General features: G+C 39.6%; 14 protein-coding genes. 9 read left to right on the top strand and 5 right to left on the bottom strand.

Annotation, left to right across the window (positions count from 1 at the left end):
• Positions 1–44 precede the first annotated feature (44 nt).
• From NNJ85_RS08375 to tsaD, 3 genes are all read right to left on the bottom strand, one after another.
• Entirely contained in the window at positions 45–245 is a 201-nt protein-coding gene (locus NNJ85_RS08375; protein ID WP_015856732.1) for an AlpA family transcriptional regulator, read from the bottom strand.
• A gap of 208 nt (positions 246–453) precedes the next feature.
• Complete coding sequence (locus tag NNJ85_RS08370; protein WP_254475167.1) at positions 454–1,620, bottom strand: site-specific integrase; 1,167 nt, start codon at positions 1,618–1,620, stop codon at positions 454–456.
• 488 nt (positions 1,621–2,108) lie between these two features.
• The gene (gene tsaD / locus NNJ85_RS08365; protein WP_254475188.1) at positions 2,109–3,203 is read right to left on the bottom strand and encodes a tRNA (adenosine(37)-N6)-threonylcarbamoyltransferase complex transferase subunit TsaD; all 1,095 of its coding nucleotides are present in this window, start codon (positions 3,201–3,203) and stop codon (positions 2,109–2,111) included.
• 361 nt (positions 3,204–3,564) lie between these two features.
• Here tsaD and NNJ85_RS08360 point away from each other — a divergent pair, with 361 nt between their 5' ends.
• The 4 genes from NNJ85_RS08360 to NNJ85_RS08345 all read left to right on the top strand — a co-directional run bounded on the left by NNJ85_RS08360 (position 3,565) and on the right by NNJ85_RS08345 (position 9,273).
• A complete protein-coding gene (locus tag NNJ85_RS08360; RefSeq protein WP_254475165.1) occupies positions 3,565–4,878 on the top strand; it encodes a COG4223 family protein in 1,314 nt (437 codons plus the stop codon).
• Positions 4,879–4,889: 11 nt separating this feature from the next.
• Positions 4,890–6,452, top strand: a complete 1,563-nt coding sequence (locus tag NNJ85_RS08355; protein ID WP_254475163.1) for a heme biosynthesis protein HemY — start codon at positions 4,890–4,892, stop codon at positions 6,450–6,452.
• Positions 6,453–6,598: 146 nt separating this feature from the next.
• The gene (locus tag NNJ85_RS08350; RefSeq protein ID WP_254475161.1) at positions 6,599–7,345 is read left to right on the top strand and encodes a glutamine amidotransferase; all 747 of its coding nucleotides are present in this window, start codon (positions 6,599–6,601) and stop codon (positions 7,343–7,345) included.
• Between the two features lie 941 nt (positions 7,346–8,286).
• Positions 8,287–9,273: a DUF2125 domain-containing protein gene (locus tag NNJ85_RS08345; RefSeq protein WP_254475159.1), complete on the top strand. Its 987-nt coding sequence runs from the start codon at positions 8,287–8,289 to the stop codon at positions 9,271–9,273.
• 993 nt (positions 9,274–10,266) lie between these two features.
• Here the strand turns inward: NNJ85_RS08345 and NNJ85_RS08340 are convergent.
• Positions 10,267–14,976, bottom strand: coding sequence for an NAD-glutamate dehydrogenase (locus tag NNJ85_RS08340; protein ID WP_254475158.1), 4,710 nt, complete (start codon positions 14,974–14,976; stop codon positions 10,267–10,269).
• A gap of 275 nt (positions 14,977–15,251) precedes the next feature.
• On the opposite strand from NNJ85_RS08340, the gene NNJ85_RS08335 reads away from it, so the two are divergent.
• The 4 genes from NNJ85_RS08335 to rpsP all read left to right on the top strand — a co-directional run bounded on the left by NNJ85_RS08335 (position 15,252) and on the right by rpsP (position 18,458).
• A complete protein-coding gene (locus NNJ85_RS08335) occupies positions 15,252–15,908 on the top strand; it encodes a carbonic anhydrase (protein ID WP_254475157.1) in 657 nt (218 codons plus the stop codon).
• Between the two features lie 243 nt (positions 15,909–16,151).
• Positions 16,152–17,714, top strand: coding sequence for a signal recognition particle protein (ffh, locus tag NNJ85_RS08330; RefSeq protein ID WP_254475156.1), 1,563 nt, complete (start codon positions 16,152–16,154; stop codon positions 17,712–17,714).
• A gap of 24 nt (positions 17,715–17,738) precedes the next feature.
• Complete coding sequence (locus NNJ85_RS08325) at positions 17,739–18,068, top strand: chorismate mutase (RefSeq protein WP_254475186.1); 330 nt, start codon at positions 17,739–17,741, stop codon at positions 18,066–18,068.
• 15 nt (positions 18,069–18,083) lie between these two features.
• A complete protein-coding gene (gene rpsP, locus NNJ85_RS08320; RefSeq protein WP_254475155.1) occupies positions 18,084–18,458 on the top strand; it encodes a 30S ribosomal protein S16 in 375 nt (124 codons plus the stop codon).
• Between the two features lie 153 nt (positions 18,459–18,611).
• Here rpsP and NNJ85_RS08315 read toward each other — a convergent pair whose 3' ends face one another.
• Entirely contained in the window at positions 18,612–18,827 is a 216-nt protein-coding gene (locus NNJ85_RS08315) for a DUF1674 domain-containing protein (protein WP_254475154.1), read from the bottom strand.
• 83 nt (positions 18,828–18,910) lie between these two features.
• On the opposite strand from NNJ85_RS08315, the gene htpX reads away from it, so the two are divergent.
• A complete protein-coding gene (gene htpX, locus NNJ85_RS08310; RefSeq protein WP_254475153.1) occupies positions 18,911–19,954 on the top strand; it encodes a zinc metalloprotease HtpX in 1,044 nt (347 codons plus the stop codon).
• Position 19,955 lies beyond the last annotated feature (1 nt).

Below are 19,955 nucleotides of genomic sequence, written 5' to 3'. Positions count from 1 at the left end.
GTGAAAATGAAAAGCCTTGTCCATCCTTATGTGACAAAGTTTTTTTATGCCGCATCACTTTGACGTTGCTGTTTCGCTTGTTCAATAACATTCAAAAGATCCGATTGTAACCAACGCGATAAAAAACCGAATTTTAAAGGTTTTGGGAGAGAGCCATTGGTCACATGACGGCGGAAAGTTGAGACACTCATATGAAGCAATTTTGCACTTTCACGGTCTGTTAAAAGAATATCATTTTCTATCATCGTAAAATCCTTTCATATTAAAAAATGGGAACAAATCATGCCTATTTATTAAGCACATTTTGTTTCATTTTTGAAGGTATTTTATTCATAGAAAACAGTATTTTATCATATATTTTCTGATGTGATAATTTATGAGTTTAATTGAGATGATATGAGAGAAAAGAGAGAGAAAGTTATCCACAGATAATGGGGTTATGCACCCCATATCTTAAGATTGACCTGTGACATAAGCCGTCCATTTATCCATATAGACACGGCGCTGTTCTAAATAATCAGTACGACGATAGGCACGCTCTACTTTACCCCCAACCGTATGAGCTAGAATGGTTTCAGCAACCTCATAGGGGGCATCGGTTGTTTCAGCAAGCCAATCGCGTAAACTAGAGCGAAAACCATGGGGACGTGCTTCAAGTCCAATCTGTTGCATATATTGTGACATGCAATTTTCACCAAGGGGACCGCGACCGGTTGCAGAAAAGAAGAAATCGTTGCGAGAAAGCAAGCGCGCCTGTTTTAGAATTTCTAATGCCTCTGTTGATAAGGGTACGCGAAATTCTGTTGTAGCATCCCGCCTTCCTTTCATATTTTCAGCAGGGATAATCCATATATCGTCTTCAATTTGATCTTCACGAATATGACGCAAGGAATTAGTGCGAACGCCTGTCAAAATAAGCAAACGTAAAGCCAGTTGTGTTAGGGTTGATGCTTCGCAAAGTGTTTTATAAAAAGCCGGCACATCTTTCCAATCCATTGCTGGTATATTTTGCGTTTTATGACGTTGTTTGCCTAAGAGCGCGCGTGCTTTTGTTACTGCTTGTAAGTCAACATTCAATCCTAGAGCAGCCGCATGTTTAAGACACATATTGAGACGTTTCAGTGCAGCATGAGCTGCTCCAGCTTTTGTATGCCAAATAGGGGCAAGGGTATTGCGTATCTCTATTTGCGTAATCTCAGAAACCGGCAGACAACCTAATTTAGGGAGAATATGAAGGCGTAATGGTAAAAACCAATCCCCATTTTTACCATCCCCTTTTAATTCAGCTTTACGGCTTTCAAAAGCATCTAAAGCAATGTCTTTTAAATAATGAAGATTGCTTATTGCCTCACGCTTTTGTTTGTTGCGTTCTTTAATGGGGTCACGACCTTCACGTAAAACAGAACGCCATTGGTTTGCTAATTCACGTGCTTGTTTTAAAGAGACATGTCTTAAGGCACCCAAGCCCATTTCACGACGGCGCCCGTGAAGGGTATAACGATAAAGCCATTGAGCACCCCCATCTTTACGCTTATGAAGAAGCAAGCCGGCACCATCATTATATTTGCCAGCCCCCAATGTTGCGACAGATCTTGCATTAAGACGGTTCATAAGGACCATTTTTACTCCTTTCTTATACAATTTTAACCCACACACCAGCCCCGCTTGTGACGTGCAAATGAGTGATTTTGATTGATACAACATAAACAGATTTGAAATGAGAGAATCTTACGTTATTCGGTGTTCTAATTCAATATAAATAACGCTAGATTATCATTATAAATCAATGTGTTGTCTCAAAGGTGAAGAAGTTAAAGAATGGCTTCATATTATGCTTCGGTAAGGGGTAAGGTGCGTCTTATGATGCCGTAAAATACTGTCATGTGAAGTGTGGTGATATAAGGCAGTTTCTTTGAAACATGAAGTGTTTTTAGAATATGTGATAAATATTTAAGTTCGCGTATCAAGTTTTGGGTTAAGTGAATCGTGTAAAATAAGAAGCAGATGGAATCGTTTACAGGTGGGAAATCGATTCAATAACTATCTAGATTACAGACCGGATTGAATGAAAATCTTTGTTCTTTAAAAGGTGAGGGAAAGTAATTTTCTTATGCTTTTGTTCCACGGCGTCCCGTCCCGATTAAGGGTGAGGCTTTTTCATCTAATGGCCAGCGTGAGCGAGGAGCAATATCAAGCGAGCTTATTTCTCCACGTGCGAGCTTTTGTGCACCGGCAAAAGCAATCATTGCTGCATTATCCGTACACAAGGAAAGAGGAGGTGCTATAAATTCGAAACCATGTTGATGGGCAAGTTCTTCCAATGTCAAGCGAAGTGCTTGGTTTGCGGCAACTCCGCCTGCGACAACTAGAGCAGGGGAATGCTTTTCTTGATCATGAGAGAAAGGGTATTGGTTGGTAAAGTGTTGTAGAGCCAATTGAACGCGATCACGCACCGTATCGGTCACAGCGGCTTGAAAACTTGCTGCAATGTCAGCAACATCATTTTCTGTAAGAGGAGCTATGGCTGTTGCGGCTTGTCGAACAGCCGTTTTGAGGCCTGAAAAAGAAAAATCTAACCGTTTTTCACCTTTTAAAGGTCGTGGAAGAGGGATGCGACTTTTATCACCCAATAAAGCTGCTTTTTCAAGCGCTGGTCCACCAGGATAAGGAAGACCTAAAAGTTTTGCAGTTTTATCAAAGGCTTCTCCTAATGCATCATCAATGGTGGTTCCTAAACGCTGATAGTTGCCTACTCCATGAACAAGGATTGTTTGTGTATGTCCGCCTGAAACTAAAAGTAATAAATAAGGAAATTTGACATTGTGCGTTAATACAGCTGTTAAAGCATGTCCCTCTAAGTGATTGACGGCAATAAATGGTTTTCCAGTGGCAAGAGAGAGTGCCTTTGCGCTCATAACACCTACCAATAGCCCCCCCATTAAACCAGGTCCACTAGTGGCTGCAATGCCATCAATATCTTTTAGTTTTATGTTTGCTTCTGTGAGGGCTTGCAGAATTAAATGATCAAGAATTTCAACATGCGCACGCGCGGCAATTTCAGGAACAACACCCCCATAGGGTGCATGATGATCAATTTGACTCCAAACAATATTGGAAAGAATTCGGCTGTTTGATGCATTGTTGTATTCAATGACAGCCGCTGCCGTTTCATCACAACTTGTTTCTATTCCCAACAGACGCATTTTAAACAAAACCTTATTTTGAAGTTTCTTTTCCACGTGCGTATCATGAACAGAAAAAGATGCAAAGTATTTCTCTTAAGAATTGATTTTTCTATGAGAGAATGATTTCATTTGGCACTTTTTTGAATTTTATGGCATTGTTGATTAAAAAATGAAGCTATGTTTTTAAAAACTTGTCTATTAAAGTTTATCATTGTAAATATTCTTGAGGAAAATGCGTTTTAGAAAATTTCTATAAAGTTATACACTTTATGAAAAGTGTGTAAAGAAAACAAAGATATTTGAGAAAAGCTTCATTTTTAAAACTTTTTTCATTTTATTATTTTATCATTAAAAGAAGTGTGCACAAAAAGTAACAAAAATGGTCGATTCTTCAAAACCAAAAGTTAAATCGCATTATACTGGTACGCGTCGTAAGAAGCCAGTCATTGAACATGAAGCTGTTTCCTATGATTCAGAGGAAAAAATACAAAATTCTGTAGAATCTCATGTCCAAGAAAAACAGAATATGCAAAATCAGGATCAAAGTACTTCTCGTACAGCTTGGCTTTTGTTGCCTCTTTCAGGGGTTTTAGGGGGACTCATTGCTTTGGGAATTTTTGTGGGGCTTCAATGGGTGGGTTTGTTTTCTTCTCCTTTTGTGAAAAATTCTGCTGAAGGGAAAAAAGTTTTACAGATTGCTGAGGCTGCAAAAGGCCAAAGTGAAGAAACAAGAGAACAATTGGAGCGAATGCTTCAAGAGATCGATGCCTTAAAAACAGCATTTTCTTCTGAGGAAAATTCTGTTGGAGAGGAAAAAGTTTTGCAGATTGCTGAAGCTGCAAAAGACACAAGTGAAGAAACAAGAGAACAATTGGAGCAGGTCCTTCAGGAGATTGATGCGTTAAAAACAACATTTTCTTCTTTTTCATCACAACAGTTTCAAACAATGAAAAACGATGAACTTTTGCAAAAGGAAAGCAGAAAAGCTTTTGCGATTTTAGAGGAAAAAGTAAAAGCTCTTGAAGAGGTTGTACAAACTTTTGTTGGAGAGTCAAAAGAGATAGAAACGGCTTTGTCTATCGGGCAGAGCAATGCACATGATCTTGCTTCGTTAAAAAAACAGTTGGAAGCACTACAGCAAGAAATTATTGTTAAAAATAATGAAAAAAAAGAAATAAATACAGCACTTTTTACAGCAATCAGCTCGTTAAAAAATGCTGTAGAACGGGGTGGATCTTATAATAATGAATTAAAGCTGTTAGAGCAATTATCACCCTCGATTGATGGACTTGATCTGTTGCAAAAGACAGCTACTGTAGGTCTTCCAAGTTCAGCACAACTCTCTGTTGATTTTGCGCGTGTTGCTGATGCAATTGTTGGTACGCAAAATATTGTTACGTCAGATGCTGGTTTTTTTGACCGAATTTTAGCGTGGATAAAAGGGCTTGTTGTTTCGCGACCGATTGGAAATGTTGAAGGGATGACGCTTGGAGCTATTACAGCGCGCATGGAAGTTGCCATTCAAGCGGGTGATTACGAAAAGGCTTTGAGCGAATGGCAATCATTACCTCAAAATGCAAAAGATGTTTCAAGAGATTTTGTTCAGCAGCTTGAAAGACATATTGCTGTTCAACAATTGCTGCAGCAATTGTTGTTGTCTGTGCAACAAGGATCTTTTAAGGCAACAAAGTAAATAGGCTCCAGATGATACGTGTTTTTATTTATACTTTTGTTGTTTGTATCCTTGGGTTAGCTTTCGGGTGGGTTGCTAATCATAATGGTGTTTTTGTCCTCACATTTTTAAATTTCAGATTTTCTGCTTCATTGCTTACAGTATTAAGTGTGCTTACTTTGCTTTTTGTAGCGCTGGTGCTTTTGTGGTGGTTATTGTCTTTCTTTTTTTCCATACCGAGTGCGCTTTCCAATTATTTTTATAAACGTCATCGAAGGCGCGGTTATGAAGCTCTCTCAAAGGGAATTCTTGCAACTTTTGCTGGTGATGGTATGGTTGCGCAAAGAATGGAAGCACAGGTTGCTAAATATCTTGCAGGAAAACAAGAGCCATTAGTGAAACTCTTACAAGCGCAAACCTTGTCTTTACAAAATAACTCTGTTCGGGCTATCGGTCTTTTTGAGGAGATGAGAAAGGAAGATCCGACAAAATTGGTTGGACTTTATGGTTTGTTTCGTGAGGCGATGAAGAGTAAAGCTTATGAGGCAGCGCAACAATATGCAGAAGAAGCGCTGTCTTTATCGCCAGCACTTGTATGGGCGCATCAGGCGGTGCTTGATCGTTTGGGTGCTGAGGGTAAATGGGATCGGGCACTTACTGTTTTTGAAAGGGCACAAAAAGCTCTCCCGCGTTCTGCGCGCGTGACTCCAGAGCGACAGCATATACAGGTTTTACTGTTAAGTGGACAGGCTCTTCATCTGTTTGATACACATCCAGTACAAGCACGTGAAGCCATTTTGAAAGCTCATAAATTGGCGCCTGATTTTGTTCCAATAACGATTATAGCTGCTGATATTCTTTATAAATTAAATGAAAAGCGTAAAGCGGATAAAATGATTATAGCGGCTTGGCAGAAAGAACCTCATCCTGATTTGGGAATCCTTTATCTTGAAAAAGAAGAAGGAGCTGTTGGGCGGTTGAAAAGGGCTAAGATACTTGCTTCTTATAATAAAGATGCATTTGAGTCGGCTTTCCTTATTGCCAAAGCTGCTTTGGATGCTGGTGAAATGACATTAGCAAGAGAGCAGGCACAAAAAGCATTGCAGTATCATCCACGGGAAAGTGTTTATTTATTATTGGCAGATATTGAGGAAGCACAGGGAAACAATCAAGGTGCTGTGCGTCAATGGCTTTCCTTAGCTCTTCGTGCTGAACGTGATCCAGTATGGATGTGTGAGGGATCTATTTTTTCTTCTTGGTCAGCTGTTTCTCCAATCAGTGGACGTTTGGGTTGCTTTGAATGGAAAGCGCCTCCCCGTGTACCTTCTCTTACATTAGAGGCGGTCAATATTGTGCCAAACAGCCAAGATAAAAAGGACATGGTGGAAAAAACTGAAGGGGTTGAAGATAAGAAGCTTGAAAAATCAAAGCCTATAGATGATTCTTTTTTGCATAATATGCAGGTGGACAAACAAGATATAAAAGAACAAGATGCAAAAACATTCAGCCAAATTCATTTAAATGTTGATGATCCAGGGGTTAAAACAGAAGAAGAGGACGCGTCTTTATCGAGGAAAAAATTTCGTTTATTTTAAATTGCATCAACAGGGTAATTTGAGGGTTTTCTCAGAAGAAACAATGAATGTAGAAGAAAAAATATCGTTAATCTTATTCAATAAAATTATTCTCTTATGCTTTAAAAATGAAGTTTTGCTCGGTTGCAGAGGTGATTGATTAAAAAATGTTTTTAAATCAGAGATGTCTTGATAAAAAGCAAAAAAATAGCAAACCAAGGATTGCTGTCGTTATTCATCGGCGGTCTACCTATACTGGTCGTTTGGGAAAATTTTTACAACAAAATGGTTTTGTTCTTGATGTTTATCGTCCTATTTTTGGGCAAAAACTCCCTGATACATTAGAACATTATGCCGGTGTTGTTATTTTAGGGGGGCCAATGAGTGTGAATGACAGCGAAGCCTATATTGGTGAGGAAATTGATTGGATTTCGTTATCGCTAAAGGAAAATAAACCTTTTTTGGGTATTTGTTTGGGGGCACAAATGTTAGCGCGAAATTTAGGAGCACGCGTTGGTACAAGAAGTGATGGGACTGTTGAAGTGGGCTGGTATCCACTCGAAGTGACCCCACAAGGAAAGAAATTGATGAATTGGCCAGAAATGGTCTACCATTTTCATGATGAAGGTATTTATGATTTACCAAAAGAGGCAAAGCTTTTGGCAACAGGGTATACATATCCTACGCAAGCTTTCCGTTATGGAAAAAATGCATGGGGCTTGCAATTTCATGCTGAATTTACACGCGCTATGATGCGGCGTTTGTTGGTGCGTTCGGCCCATAAATTGACCGAAAAAGGTGCTCAACCTGCTTGTGCACATTTAAAAGGGCGTTTAATCTATGATCAAGCTTTAAGCCAATGGTTTGAAGGTGCATTACGGCAGATCTTTTGTACACCGCCCGCACTGATGTGAGTATGCACTTTATATTCTTAATGGGCTCACGACCTTTACGTAAAACAGAACGTCATTTGGTTGCATGGTTACGGGCTTGTTTTTAAAGAGACATTTCTCAAAGCATACTCAAGCACATTTTACGGTGCTGATCATGAATAGTATAATGATAAAGCTCCCATGGAATAATATAAAATACATAGAGCACCGCCATTTTTATGCTTGTGAAGGAGTAAGCCGGCACTATCACACACTCTGTCCGACCCAATATTGTGACATCCCTTGGCATTTCTCGACGATTCATGAAAAGGCTTTTTGTCCTTTCTTGTGCCGTTTTTACCTCTACGTCAGCTTCGCTTTTGACGTGTAAGAAAATGGTTTTGATTAATTCAGCCTAGAACAGGTTTGAAATGAGAGAATCTTACGAGATTCTGGACTCTCAATTCAACATGCAAAACAGTAAGTTATTACTGTAAATCAATTTGTCATTGTCATTCTTGTTGTACTGTAAAATAATGCGTTTAAGGTTGAAGATAGACAGCGCATGTAAAACTTTACATATAAGGTATTTTTTGTTAGAAAGTGTAAAGGGTTTTCTTAAGAAAGTTTTGCTTCTTGAGCGTGTGAGATACTATACTTTAGGACGGTGAATTATGTCCTCCATAACGTGGTCAGTAGATAAAATCCGATAGATTAAGAAGCTGGATTGTTTATAGATTGGTGAATGTTTCAGAAACTTTATCCTTTTTAAGATGGGGTGAAAATCAAAAGGTAAAGAAAGTTTTAAGGTTGTCTACGTCCTCTCAAATACCATCATCACAAAAAAGTTTTTCTTTGCACTATTTGTTATGTGGGCTGTTTTGTCTTGCTCTGATCCTCATTTATAGCGCTTTCTGGTTTTTTTTTCACGTAAAATAGAAAACTATGTTTCTGATATATCTGCAAAAGCATCTTCCGGTAATATGGCGGCCGTGTGTGAGAATGTGCGCAAGAATGGTTATCCTTTGCGTATCGGTGTTGTTTGTGACAAGTTTCAATTTTCTTGGCCTTTATACGGGGTCTCTTTATCGACGGGGCGTTTGACAGCTGGTGCACCAATTTATGCACCTCATTTGGTCGAATTTAATGTTGATTCTCCTGCATCAACTGTTTTTTCTGGGAAAACTTCCATCGTATCCCATTGGCGTAAGTTGGTGATTGAAACAGAACCTTATTGGAAAACGGGTCAGACATTGAAGGTTATCGCTGAAGAGCTTGAACTTTCTCCTCTTGCCTCTTCTCTTGAGGATCAAAAGCTTCAAGAGGCATTGGGATCAAAAGCGATAGACAAAAAGGTAACACAACAAAATGTTGAAAATCCGGCATTGTTGCAAGATACTCCTGATGGGGTTTCACAGCCATTACAGCCAAAAGATGTCTCTCAAAAAATAACGACAGAATTTTTGCGTCTTGATCTTAAACATGAAAAAAAGCATTTCTCAGGAAATATCATTTTTGATGGTTTTGATGTTTCTCCAATTTTTATATCTTCTTCTGTTGAAATTCCGAAAATTGATGGCAATTTGGAATGGATTTTAAATGATGCCTCTCTTCTGTCTGACCATGAAGAAAAAAATTGGAAACAGCGTCTGTATGAAAAAAATGGCGTTTTAAAGCATGCTAAATTGGCTTTTCATATAGGCGGTGGGGTGCATATTAGTGGACCTTTTTCTTTTGATAATGAAGGATATTTGTCAGCAACATTCGAAATTGTTTGTATACAGCACGTGAAGTTTCTTGAGGCTTTGCAACATTTGTTTCCTGAAGAAACGGATAATTTTCAAGCGTTACTTTTTATTTTGAGTACACTGCCTAAAAATGCAGATGGCTCTCCCATTCTGTCCTTAACTATTAGTCATGGCTGGGTCAAATTGGGATTTTTAGAACTTGGTCGTCTTGCTCCACTTTAGGTTTGAGAAGAAGTAAGAGCGTCTGTATGGCTAGGTATTGCTTTATAAAAAGTGTCCACTGTTTTATATGTTGAATGAGAATCTTGAAGATTGTAAGACTCTCTTCTCATTTCAATCTTGTTCATATTGAATCAAACAAAATCCTTCCTCCTTGTATGTTGTGAATGGGAAAGCCATGTGGATCACTTGCTTAAGAAAGGGCTAAAAATGCCTCTTATGAACCGTCTCAATAGTTCAAAGTATTGCACACATTAGGGGCTGGAAAAGTGTGTGAGGGCGCCGGCTTACTTCTTCATGTGTATAAAAGATGATGGTATAGATTTTATATTATTCCATGGGAGGGTATCATTGTACTATTCATGGTCGACGTCGTGAAATGTGCTAGGGTGCGCTTTGAGAGATGTCGCTTTAAAACACGCCGATGAATATGCGACGCAGTGTATTTTGTTTGGGGCGCTTTGTTTTATGTGAAAGTCGTGCCTCTCTTAAAGAACGTGATAAACAAAAGCGTGAGGCAATCAAAAATCTCCATTATTTTAAAAATATTGCTCTAAATTCTTTTGAAATCCGTAAAGCTAAATTAAAAAATGATGATAAGGATGGGAACAGATTTATACCTTTAAAACTCTACGTTTTCCCTAAATGAGATTAACTATTGTTTTAGAGATTACACAAACCGAGATACACAATTTTTTTGCTCCAATTTAGTATATAAAAGCTAAGACAGCTCGTAAGGTACAGAATCTTCTTAATATTTTTCTCAAACATACTGCTTTTAAATCTGAAAATTGATGTTTTTACGTTGAGAAATTAATTGTTAAAATCCATTACTGTTGTCTTTTTGAAATTGTTATAAGTAATTCTGTTGTGATAGAGAGCGGGATTTTTATTTTGGGTGCTGCATCTCAAAACAAAAACTCCCGCTTCATCTTTGCTGGTTTGATCTGGTAGGATGGAACGGAAGTTTTTAAACTGGATTGTTTTATAGTCATGTTAAGTTTGAAAGCCAGTATTTTGCAGTTGAGAAATCAACCCTGCTGCAAAAGTAAAACGAGAAATATTGAGATCATTTTCAATAAGGGCACTAATACGGTTTGTGACATTGTGAATATGATCTTCTTCTGTTTTTTTCCAAGTGGTAAAAGAATTCTCTTTTTTTCCATAATTTTTGAGAATTTTAATGACGATTTGCCGTAAGCTTTCGGAAATACTTTCTTTGGCTTGGCTTAAAGCCATACTGTCATAATAATCTACTACAGGAATAATACGACTTGCTTCGTTAATTCGGTTGATACGAATGATTTGCGCAAGTGAGAAATAGATCTCTGCAGTTTTAATAAGATCGCTGTTGCTTTGTTTTGCAATTAAAGAAATATCACAGATGGTTGGAGCGGCTTCCAAGATAGCCAGTTGTTTTGCTAATGCTTTTGGTGCTCCTTCTTCACTGTAGTGTCGTGCTTTTTCTTCAATCTTTTGCTTAATATCATTATCGTGAGAATGCATAAGCTCTTTTTCAATAATACTACGGGCTTGTTTTATTGTTTCTACAATTTCTTCTAATGGACGTGAGAGATCCATGTTGTGTAAACCCCAATTTGTTGTTTCAAAGAGCGTTGGGGTCATTGCTGCGTAGAGTTTGTTTTGGACAAGACCGGGTATTTTATTATCAAGCTTATCAATTTGATCAGATAGTTGAGGAATTTCAAAACCATCACGGATGGCAATGAAAACACGAATAATATTTTCAGTCTTTTGTTCTGTTGCATCGTGTAGTTGCTTAACAAAAGTGGGACCTCCACGATTGACAAGATCGTTGGCAATCAGCGTTGCAATAATATTACGACGCAATTGATGGTTAATGACTTCCTTTTCAAAATTTTCTTGAATTTGGGTTGGAAAATAATTCAGCAAGGCTCTGTTGAAATAGTCATCATCAACAATGGGGCTATGAGCAATTTCTTCTTTGAGCGTTAATTTAGCATAGGCAAAAATAACGGCGAGTTCTGGACGGATAAGACCTTTGCCTTGGGTTATTCTTTGCCGTAAAACTTGCTCATCAGGGAGTACTTCAACTCTGCGATCTAAAAGCTTTTTTTGTTCCAAATCATGCATAAAACGTATTTGATAGGGTAAATCAGCAGTGCTTTGGCTTTCTGCTAAAGAAAGAGCAAGGGGTTGTAGATAATTGTTGCGCAAGACGAGTTGTTCGACTTGAGGAGTCATTTTTTTCAAGAGTTTATTGCGTTCTTCGTGGGTGAGTGTTTTAGCACGAAGTGCTGATGCAAGAACAATTTTGAGATTGACTTCAATATCAGAACAATTCACACCGGCTGAATTGTCAATGGCATCCGTATTGCAGCGACCACCATTTGAGACATATTCAATCCGTCCACGTTGCGTAACACCAAGATTAGCCCCTTCACCAATAATTTTTGCACGCACTTGTTCTCCAGTAATGCGTATTGCATCATTTGCACGATCACCTACTTGAGCATCACTTTCTGTTGTGGCGCGGATGTAAGTCCCAATGCCACCAAACCATAAAAGATCAACAGGGGCTTTGAGAAGAGCAGAGATAATTTCAAAGGGGGTTCCTGTTTGTTTTTCGAAACCAATAGCCCCTGCTGCTTCAGGGGAGAGCGTAATGGTTTTTTCTTTTCGTGAGAAAATACCACCGCCCTTTGATAATTTGCTTTGGTTGTAATCCTGCCAGCTTGAGCGAGGTAGTTTGAAGAGACGTGCACGCTCTGCATAGCTTTCCTCTATGTTCGGATCTGGATCAATAAAGATATCGCGGTGATCAAAAGCGGCAATCAATTTTGTTTGTTTGGAAAGGAGCATTCCATTGCCAAAGACATCACCAGACATGTCGCCAACACCGACACAGGTGAAGGGCGTTGTTTGAATATCCTGATTAAATGATTCTCGGAAATGTCTTTTAACGGCTTCCCATGCACCTTTCGCTGTAATCCCAATTTCTTTGTGGTCATAACCTGCTGAGCCGCCAGAGGCAAAAGCATCATCGAGCCAAAAATGGTTTGCTTGGCTGATGGCGTTGGCTGTATCAGAAAAGGTTGCTGTTCCTTTGTCGGCTGCAACAACAAAATAGGGATCAGGGTCATCATGACAGATGACATTGTGGGGCGCACTTATTTTGCCGTTAACCAGATTGTCTGTGATGGAGAGCAAAGCTGTTATAAAGTCCGTATAAGCTTGTCGCGCTGCTTCTATGATAACAGCACGATCACTTGTTTGAGGAAGGCGATGGGGATAGAATCCACCTTTTGCCCCTGCAGGAACAATAACTGCATTTTTAACTTGTTGGGCTTTGACTAAGCTAAGCACTTCAGTGCGATAATCGAGTGCGCGGTCAGACCACCGAATTCCGCCACGAGCGATAGGTCCAAAACGCAAATGGACTCCTTCAACTTCTGGTCCATAAACAAAAATTTCTCGATAAGGGCGTGGTTCAGGCAAACCTTCAATTTGGCGTGGATTTAATTTGGTGGCTAAAATACGCCGTGGACTGCCATCGCTAAGAGGTGTAAAGGCATTCGTTCGTAAACTCGCATCGATAAGGTTACTATACCGGCGTAAGATAAGATCATCATCTAAACCAGATACTTTCTGTAATTTTTCTTCAATGCGCCTTTGAATAATCTGTTGGTTTTTTGCTCGTTCTTTTTCTGTATGGCTTTGATGAAATTTTAAATGAAATAAACCATAAAGCTCTTTGGTAATGTCAGGATAAGCATTTAAAGTTTGGGCGACACGATCTTGCGAGTAAGGAATTCCAGCTTGTTGGAGATAGCGCCCGTAATGGCGCAAAATAACAATTTCATGCCAATCAAGCTCAGCTGTTTGGGTGAGGGCATTAAAGGCGTCATTATCAGCATTTTGTGCCCAAATGGCTTCAAAAGTTTCGGCAAGCTTTTGACCGTCTTTTTCAAAATCGAGACTGAGCTGGAAAGTACTCTCTAATTGCATATCATGAAGATATACAGATTGCCCGTTACCATCTGGTAATTCAAGGGTTTGTTCAGCAATAACACGAAATCCCATATTTTCAAGCAGTGGAACACGTTTGGAAAGAGCAAGGGCTTCATGGCGGTGAAAGAGACGAAGAGAAATGTTCTGTTTTTCTTTGTTTTGCGCGTGATAAAAGGTCACGAAAAGGGGGGTATCATCATGAAGACTGAGAATATGTCCGGCGTCTTTAATGGCATCTTCTGTTGAGAATAAATCACGATAACTGTTGGGAAATTCACTGGCTAGACGGGTTTGTGGTTCTGTTGTTTTATGGGTAAGGGCGATGGCTTGAACACTATCTTCCCAACTTCGTGCGATTGAACGAACATGTTGTTCAAGTGTGGTGCGCTCGTGAAGTGGAACAATTTCGCTTACTTTGCGATGGATAATATAATAGACACGGATAAGAGTGCTTTCCAGAAATAGCGGATAGGATTCAAAAAAGTCGCCTTTGTAAAGTTCAACAAAATGTTCGCCAACTTTTTCACGGAGGCTGCTGCTGTAATGGTCACGGGGTACATAGACAAGGATGGAAACAAAACGTCCAAAAGAATCAGTGTGGACGAGCACCCGCAAACGTGGACGTTCGTCTAATTGCAGGATAAGTTTGGCATTTTCTGTTAGTGTATCAACATCAACACGAAACATTTCATCTCTTGGATAGGTTTCTAAAACACTGATAAGGGCTTTTCCTGAATAATCAGCGTGATTATGTCCAAGGCGTTGAATGATGGTTTGGGCTTTTTCTTTTAAAAAAGGAATTTGCAAAATAGAGCGTGTATAAGCTGAAGAGGTAAAAAGCCCTACAATACGTAATTCTCCACAGAGCTGGTCTTCTTTATCAAAGATTTTAAGACCAATATAATCGAGCCAAACGGAACGGTGAATTTTGGAGCGGCTGTTCGCTTTTGTCACAATGAACAGGTTATCACTTTCCATAAAGGATAAGACTTCCTGGGGTGGTTCTTTCATACTTTCATCGTCAACAATATGAATAGAAGCATCCGCGAGTATACCAAGTTCGACGTTACTCGCTGTAAAAGATTTTATAGGTTTCTGATCTTTGATGAAGTTGTAAGTGCGCATGCCAAGGAAGATGAAATTATCGTCTGTGAGCCAGTGAAGAAATTCAATAGCCTTTTCGCCTTCTTGTTTGTAATGTGAGGGAAGGCTTGTTTGATAGGCATGAATATGCTTTTCAACTTCTTCAAGCATAGGTTTCCAGTCTCGTACAGCAGCATTAACCTGCTTAAGAACTAAGGTGAGTTCATGTTCAAGTTTTTGTATCTGCTGTTTGTTTAAAGACTCGATGTGAATTTGCATCAGACTGATGCGTTTTCCAGAAGTACAATCAAGAATAGGGTGTGCAATCAAATAAATATGGTTTTTGTGTTGATTGACGAGATTTAAAATAGAATCGAGAAGAAAAGGTTTGTTATCATTGACAAGGGTGATAACAGTTATAGGTCTGTTATTGCGGGTTAAATTTTGTTCAAAGCAAATAGTATTTTTTCCTGCCTGATGGAGATTAAAAGCTTTTACTGCGATGGCTGCGGCTTTTTGAAGTTCTTCATTTTCGTAATAAGCAATATCTTCTTTATCAGTTTGAGCAAAAAGGATTTTTTCTATTTTGTCTGGTGTGTTTTTTGTTTCTATTGTTTTTTGTTGTAACACATTTCTCTCCCTTTTTGCTCTTAGAGGTCTTTTCTTGTCTTCACATTAAAAGAAGACCATTATATCTTTTTATACTGTAACACTTTCTTCTTAAAGAAAATAGCTCTTTATTTGAAAAGAATGACTTTGTTGTTGCTCTTTTTTAGTAATAATTTGCACTTTAAAGAAATATTTTGCACCAACAAAAGGGACTTTTTAGTATTTTTGTATGGTAATAGTTTGTTTTTCTAAATATACGAAATGAAAGTAAAGAGAGAATTAGAAGTAAAGAGAGAATGACCTGTTTACCAGAAAGACTTTTAAGTGGTTACCAAAACTTTATTAATAATCATTTTTTATATAAAACAGCAGATTATCAGCAATTGGCAATTGAGGGGCAGAAACCTGAAGTTTTGGTTATTGCTTGTTGTGATTCGCGTGCTGTCCCAGAAATGATTTTTGATGCTAAACCAGGGGAAATTTTCACCCTGCGCAACGTGGCAAATGTGGTTCCTCCTTTTTCTCCTGATAACCAATATCATGCAACATCAGCGGCTCTTGAATATGCCGTACAATTGCTTGAGGTGAAACATATTGTCGTTTTTGGGCATGCCCATTGTGGAGGGGTTCTTACGGCTCTTAAGGAGACGTGTAAATCTTTATCGTCAAATGATTTTATTGGCCAATGGATTAGTCTTTTAGCACCAGCCGCAGAAATCGTTTTGAATAATAAGTCGCTCTCTTGGCCAGAAAAACAAACGGCTTTAGAGCAGCTTTCTATTCGCCATTCGTTGAGAAATTTAGAGACGTTTCCGTGGATAAAGTTCCGAAAAGATCAAGGTATTTTAACATTGCATGGGGTTTGGTTTGATATCTTTAGCGGGAAATTATGGAATATGGAACAGGAAACAGGATGCTTTATGTGTGTTGAAGTTGAAAGTTTTGAAATGTAGTATTTGCTGTTTTTATTTCTTCGTATAAAAAGACATTTTATGATAAAACTTGACAAAGCTGGGGTTTTATTGTTTGAAGGAGCAAGCTTTCAGTGACAAAATTAACTTGGAGCCACCGGCTGAGACCCCAGTTTAAGGGTATGAAGAGATCTCAGAGGTCAACATTCGACGGCGCGATGCGTTCTCGGATGTTCTTTTGGTTTGTTTGTTATGCAACTTTGTTCGGAAACAATGAGGTAAATAATGTTTGAATCTTTGCAAGAGCGACTTGGTTCTATCCTGTCTCATTTGACGGGGCGTGGTGCTTTGTCGGATCAAGACGTTGCAGAGGCGCTGCGTGAAATTCGACGCGCTTTATTGGAAGCTGATGTTGCTCTTGATGTTGTTCGTTCTTTTACTGATAGGGTCCGGGAAAAAGCGGTTGGGGCTGAAATTGTTAAATCAATTAAGCCAGGCCAAATGGTGGTTAAAATTGTTCATGATGAATTGGTTCGTATTCTTGGAAATGAAAGCGTTCTGAGTGATTTGAATGCACCAGCGCCCGTTGTTATCATGATGATTGGTTTGCAAGGTTCCGGAAAAACAACCACAACAGCAAAGCTTGCAAAACGTTTCATTGATAAACACAATAAAAAAGTTCTCATGGCGTCATTAGATACACGTCGTCCCGCTGCACAGGAGCAATTGCGCCAGTTGGGAGAACAAGCAAAACTTGCAAGTTTGCCTATTATTGCCGGACAACTGCCCGTTGATATTGCTGCACGTGCTGTACAAGCTGCTAAATTGGGCGGTTATGATGTGCTTCTTCTTGATACTGCAGGACGTAATCATATTGATGAAGCTTTGATGCTTGAATTGGCTGAAATTAAAGCGTGTTCTCTTCCTCATGAGATTATGTTGGTGGCTGATAGTTTGACGGGGCAAGATGCCGTTCATCTTGCGCGTTCTTTTGATGAGCGTGTAGGGATTACAGGAATTATTTTAACACGGATGGATAGTGATGGGCGTGGGGGTGCAGCTCTTTCCATGCGTGCTGTGACAGGAAAGCCAATTAAAGCCGTTGGAACTGGTGAAAAAATAGAAGCTTTGGAAGAGTTTCATCCCAGTCGTATTGCTGATCGTATTCTCGGAATGGGCGATATTGTTTCTTTGGTTGAAAAAGCGGCTGAAACAATGGATCATGAGAAAGCTGCTGCTTTTGCAAAAAAAATGCAGGCCGGAAAATTTGATCTGAATGATCTTGCAGAACAGTTGCAGAAAATGAAAAAACTCGGTGGAATGGGCGGTATTATGGGTATGTTGCCAGGATTGGGTAAGGTGAAAGAGCAGATTGCGGCGGCGGGTCTTGATGATCGTTTGTTTAATCGTCAATTGGCTATTATTTCATCCATGACACCCCAGGAGCGTGCGAATCCGGAGCTTTTAAAACATAGCCGCAAACAACGAATTGCGAAGGGGTCTGGGACAACGGCGGCTGATATTAATAAACTTTTGAAGATGTATCGCCAAATGGCTGATATGATGAAAGCCATGGGTGGTAAAGGTAAAAGTGGTTTGATGGGAAAAATGTTAGGAGGACTTGGCTCCAAAATGGGTTTTGGAGGGATAGGAGGTGCAGATTCTTCAGCTGTGCCTGATTTATCGGGATTGGATCTGAAGCAACTTTCAACGCTTCAAAAACAGATTGAAAATGGCCATGGAGGGAAGGTCTTGCCCGGACTTCCCGGACGTGATCCTACATTTCCTGGTCTTTCCAATGGCATTGCCGATAGGGGGAAACTTCCTCAGCATTTTAAGAAAAAATAAGATGCAAAGAGGGAAAGGAATGTGATGCAGGAAACAGTATTAAACGAATTGGCACATTTACGGGCATCTATTGATAATTTTGATGCAACTTTGATTCATATTTTAGCAGAGCGTTTTCGTTGTACAAAGGCTGTTGGGCACTTAAAAGCCCGTTATGATTTGCCTAAAGTAGATCCTCTGCGTGAGCAACATCAGATCGCACGTTTGCGGCAATTGGCTATGGAAAGTCATCTTGATCCTGATTTTGCTGAAAGATTTTTAAAGTTTATTATTAAAGAAGTTGTGCGTCATCATGAAGTTATTGCTGAAGAGCAAAAAACAAAAAAAGTCAATTTAAACGAAAGCCAGAGCTGACAATAGGAGAAAAATATGGCATTGAAAATTCGTTTGTCCCGTGGAGGTTCAAAGAAACGTCCTTATTATCATATCGTTGTTGCGGATGTTCGTAGTCCGCGCGATGGGCGATTTCTTGAACGTGTTGGTGCATGGGATCCAATGTTGCCTAAAGATGGATCGAGGGTGAAACTTAATGAAGAACGTATCCAATATTGGCTTGGGCAAGGGGCTCAACCAACAGATCGCGTTTTACGGTTTTTAGATGCCGCTGGCTTAAAAAAGCGTCCAACCCGCAATAACCCACATAAAGGTGAACCGGGTAAAAAAGCACAAGAACGTATAGCAGCAGCAAAGCAGGCAGCAGAGGAAGCAGCAGCTGCGGCTGACGCAGAATCTGCTTCAGAATAAGAAGCATGATTGTTTAATCAACGCTTTTTAAAAAAATTCTAGGAGAATAAATATTATCCGTTTTTGCCAATCAAAAACGGATCTTCTTTAAAAGAATGTTTATTTAAAATGGCGTTGGTTGTTTTAAAAGTTCAATTTTGAAAATCTATGGCTTTAAAAGTCGATGGCGCGGCCCTTAATTTCCCAGTCTCCATAGCGGGAAGGGTCTTTGCCGCCGCGTCCACCGTTTTCCAACGGGTGTTCTTTTTTTGCTTCGTCTTTTCGCCTTTCTTCAGCTTCTTTAAGGGCGCGTTGTGCTGCGGGAGGAAGAGATTGCTGTTTAACAATAGTTGAATTTTTTGGGCTTGTTTTTTCATCTTTTTTATTCATTTTACACCTATTCCATTGAAGAAGCAGAAAGAAAACCCCATCATATAATATTGGTAGACTTTTATCATGGAGTTTTTTGAGTAATGAACATAATGCGTACAGCCATGCTTTTGGCTTTTTTAACGGCCCTCTTTATGGGGGTTGGTTATCTTGTTGGAGGGGGCAGTGGCATGGTCATTGCTCTTTTAATGGCAAGTGGTTTAAACTTTTTTTCTTATTGGAATTCAGATAAAATCGTTTTACGTATGTACGGGGCGCGTGAGGTTGATCAGCATTCCGCACCCGTTTATTATAAAATCATAAGCGATTTAGCTAAAAAAGCTTCTCTTCCTCAACCAAAGGTTTATGTGCTTGATAGCGCGCAGCCGAATGCTTTTGCAACAGGACGTAATCCTCAAAATGCCGCTGTTGCTGCGAGTCGTGGTTTGTTAGAGCGGTTAAGTGCAGAAGAAATTGCTGGCGTTATGGCGCATGAGCTCGCACATATTGAGCATCGCGATACCTTAACCATGACTCTAACAGCAACGATTGCAGGGGCAATTTCAATGCTTGGTAATTTTGCTTTTTTTATGGGAGGACAGCGTAGCTCTTCGGAGGATTCTCATGGTGCGGGGGCAATTGGAGGATTTATTGCATTACTCGTGGCACCTTTTGCTGCAATGCTCGTGCAAATGGCCATTAGCCGTACGCGTGAATATGCTGCGGATCGGAGAGGCGCTGAAATATGTGGTAATCCTTTATGGTTAGCTTCGGCATTGCGTAAAATTGCTGATGGTGGGCATGGGGTTTACAATGAAGAAGCAGAGCATAATCCAGCAACCGCGCATCTATTTATTATCAATCCTTTGCGCGGTGAGGGAGCGGATAGTCTTTTTTCAACACATCCAGCAACGGCAAATCGTATTGCTGCTCTTTATCGGCAAGCAGAAGAGATGAAAGGGGCTCTTGCTGAAAGTGGCGGATGGAATAGAGAAGACGCTATAAATAAAAAAAGCAACGAGAAAAATTATGAAGATTTTCGCAGTCAGGCTCATGCATCAGGTGAGAAAGAAGATGACACTTTTCAGCGAGTCACAAAACGTCCTTCTTGGCTTCGTTATGAAAATTCAAAAAGTTCTCGTTCATAGA

The organism is Bartonella sp. B1098 (assembly GCF_944896145.1).
In the GTDB taxonomy this organism is placed as follows: Bacteria; Pseudomonadota; Alphaproteobacteria; order Rhizobiales; family Rhizobiaceae; genus Bartonella.
The sequence above is the reverse complement of the archived record's forward strand: the minus strand, read 5'-3'. Positions and strand labels throughout refer to the sequence as shown.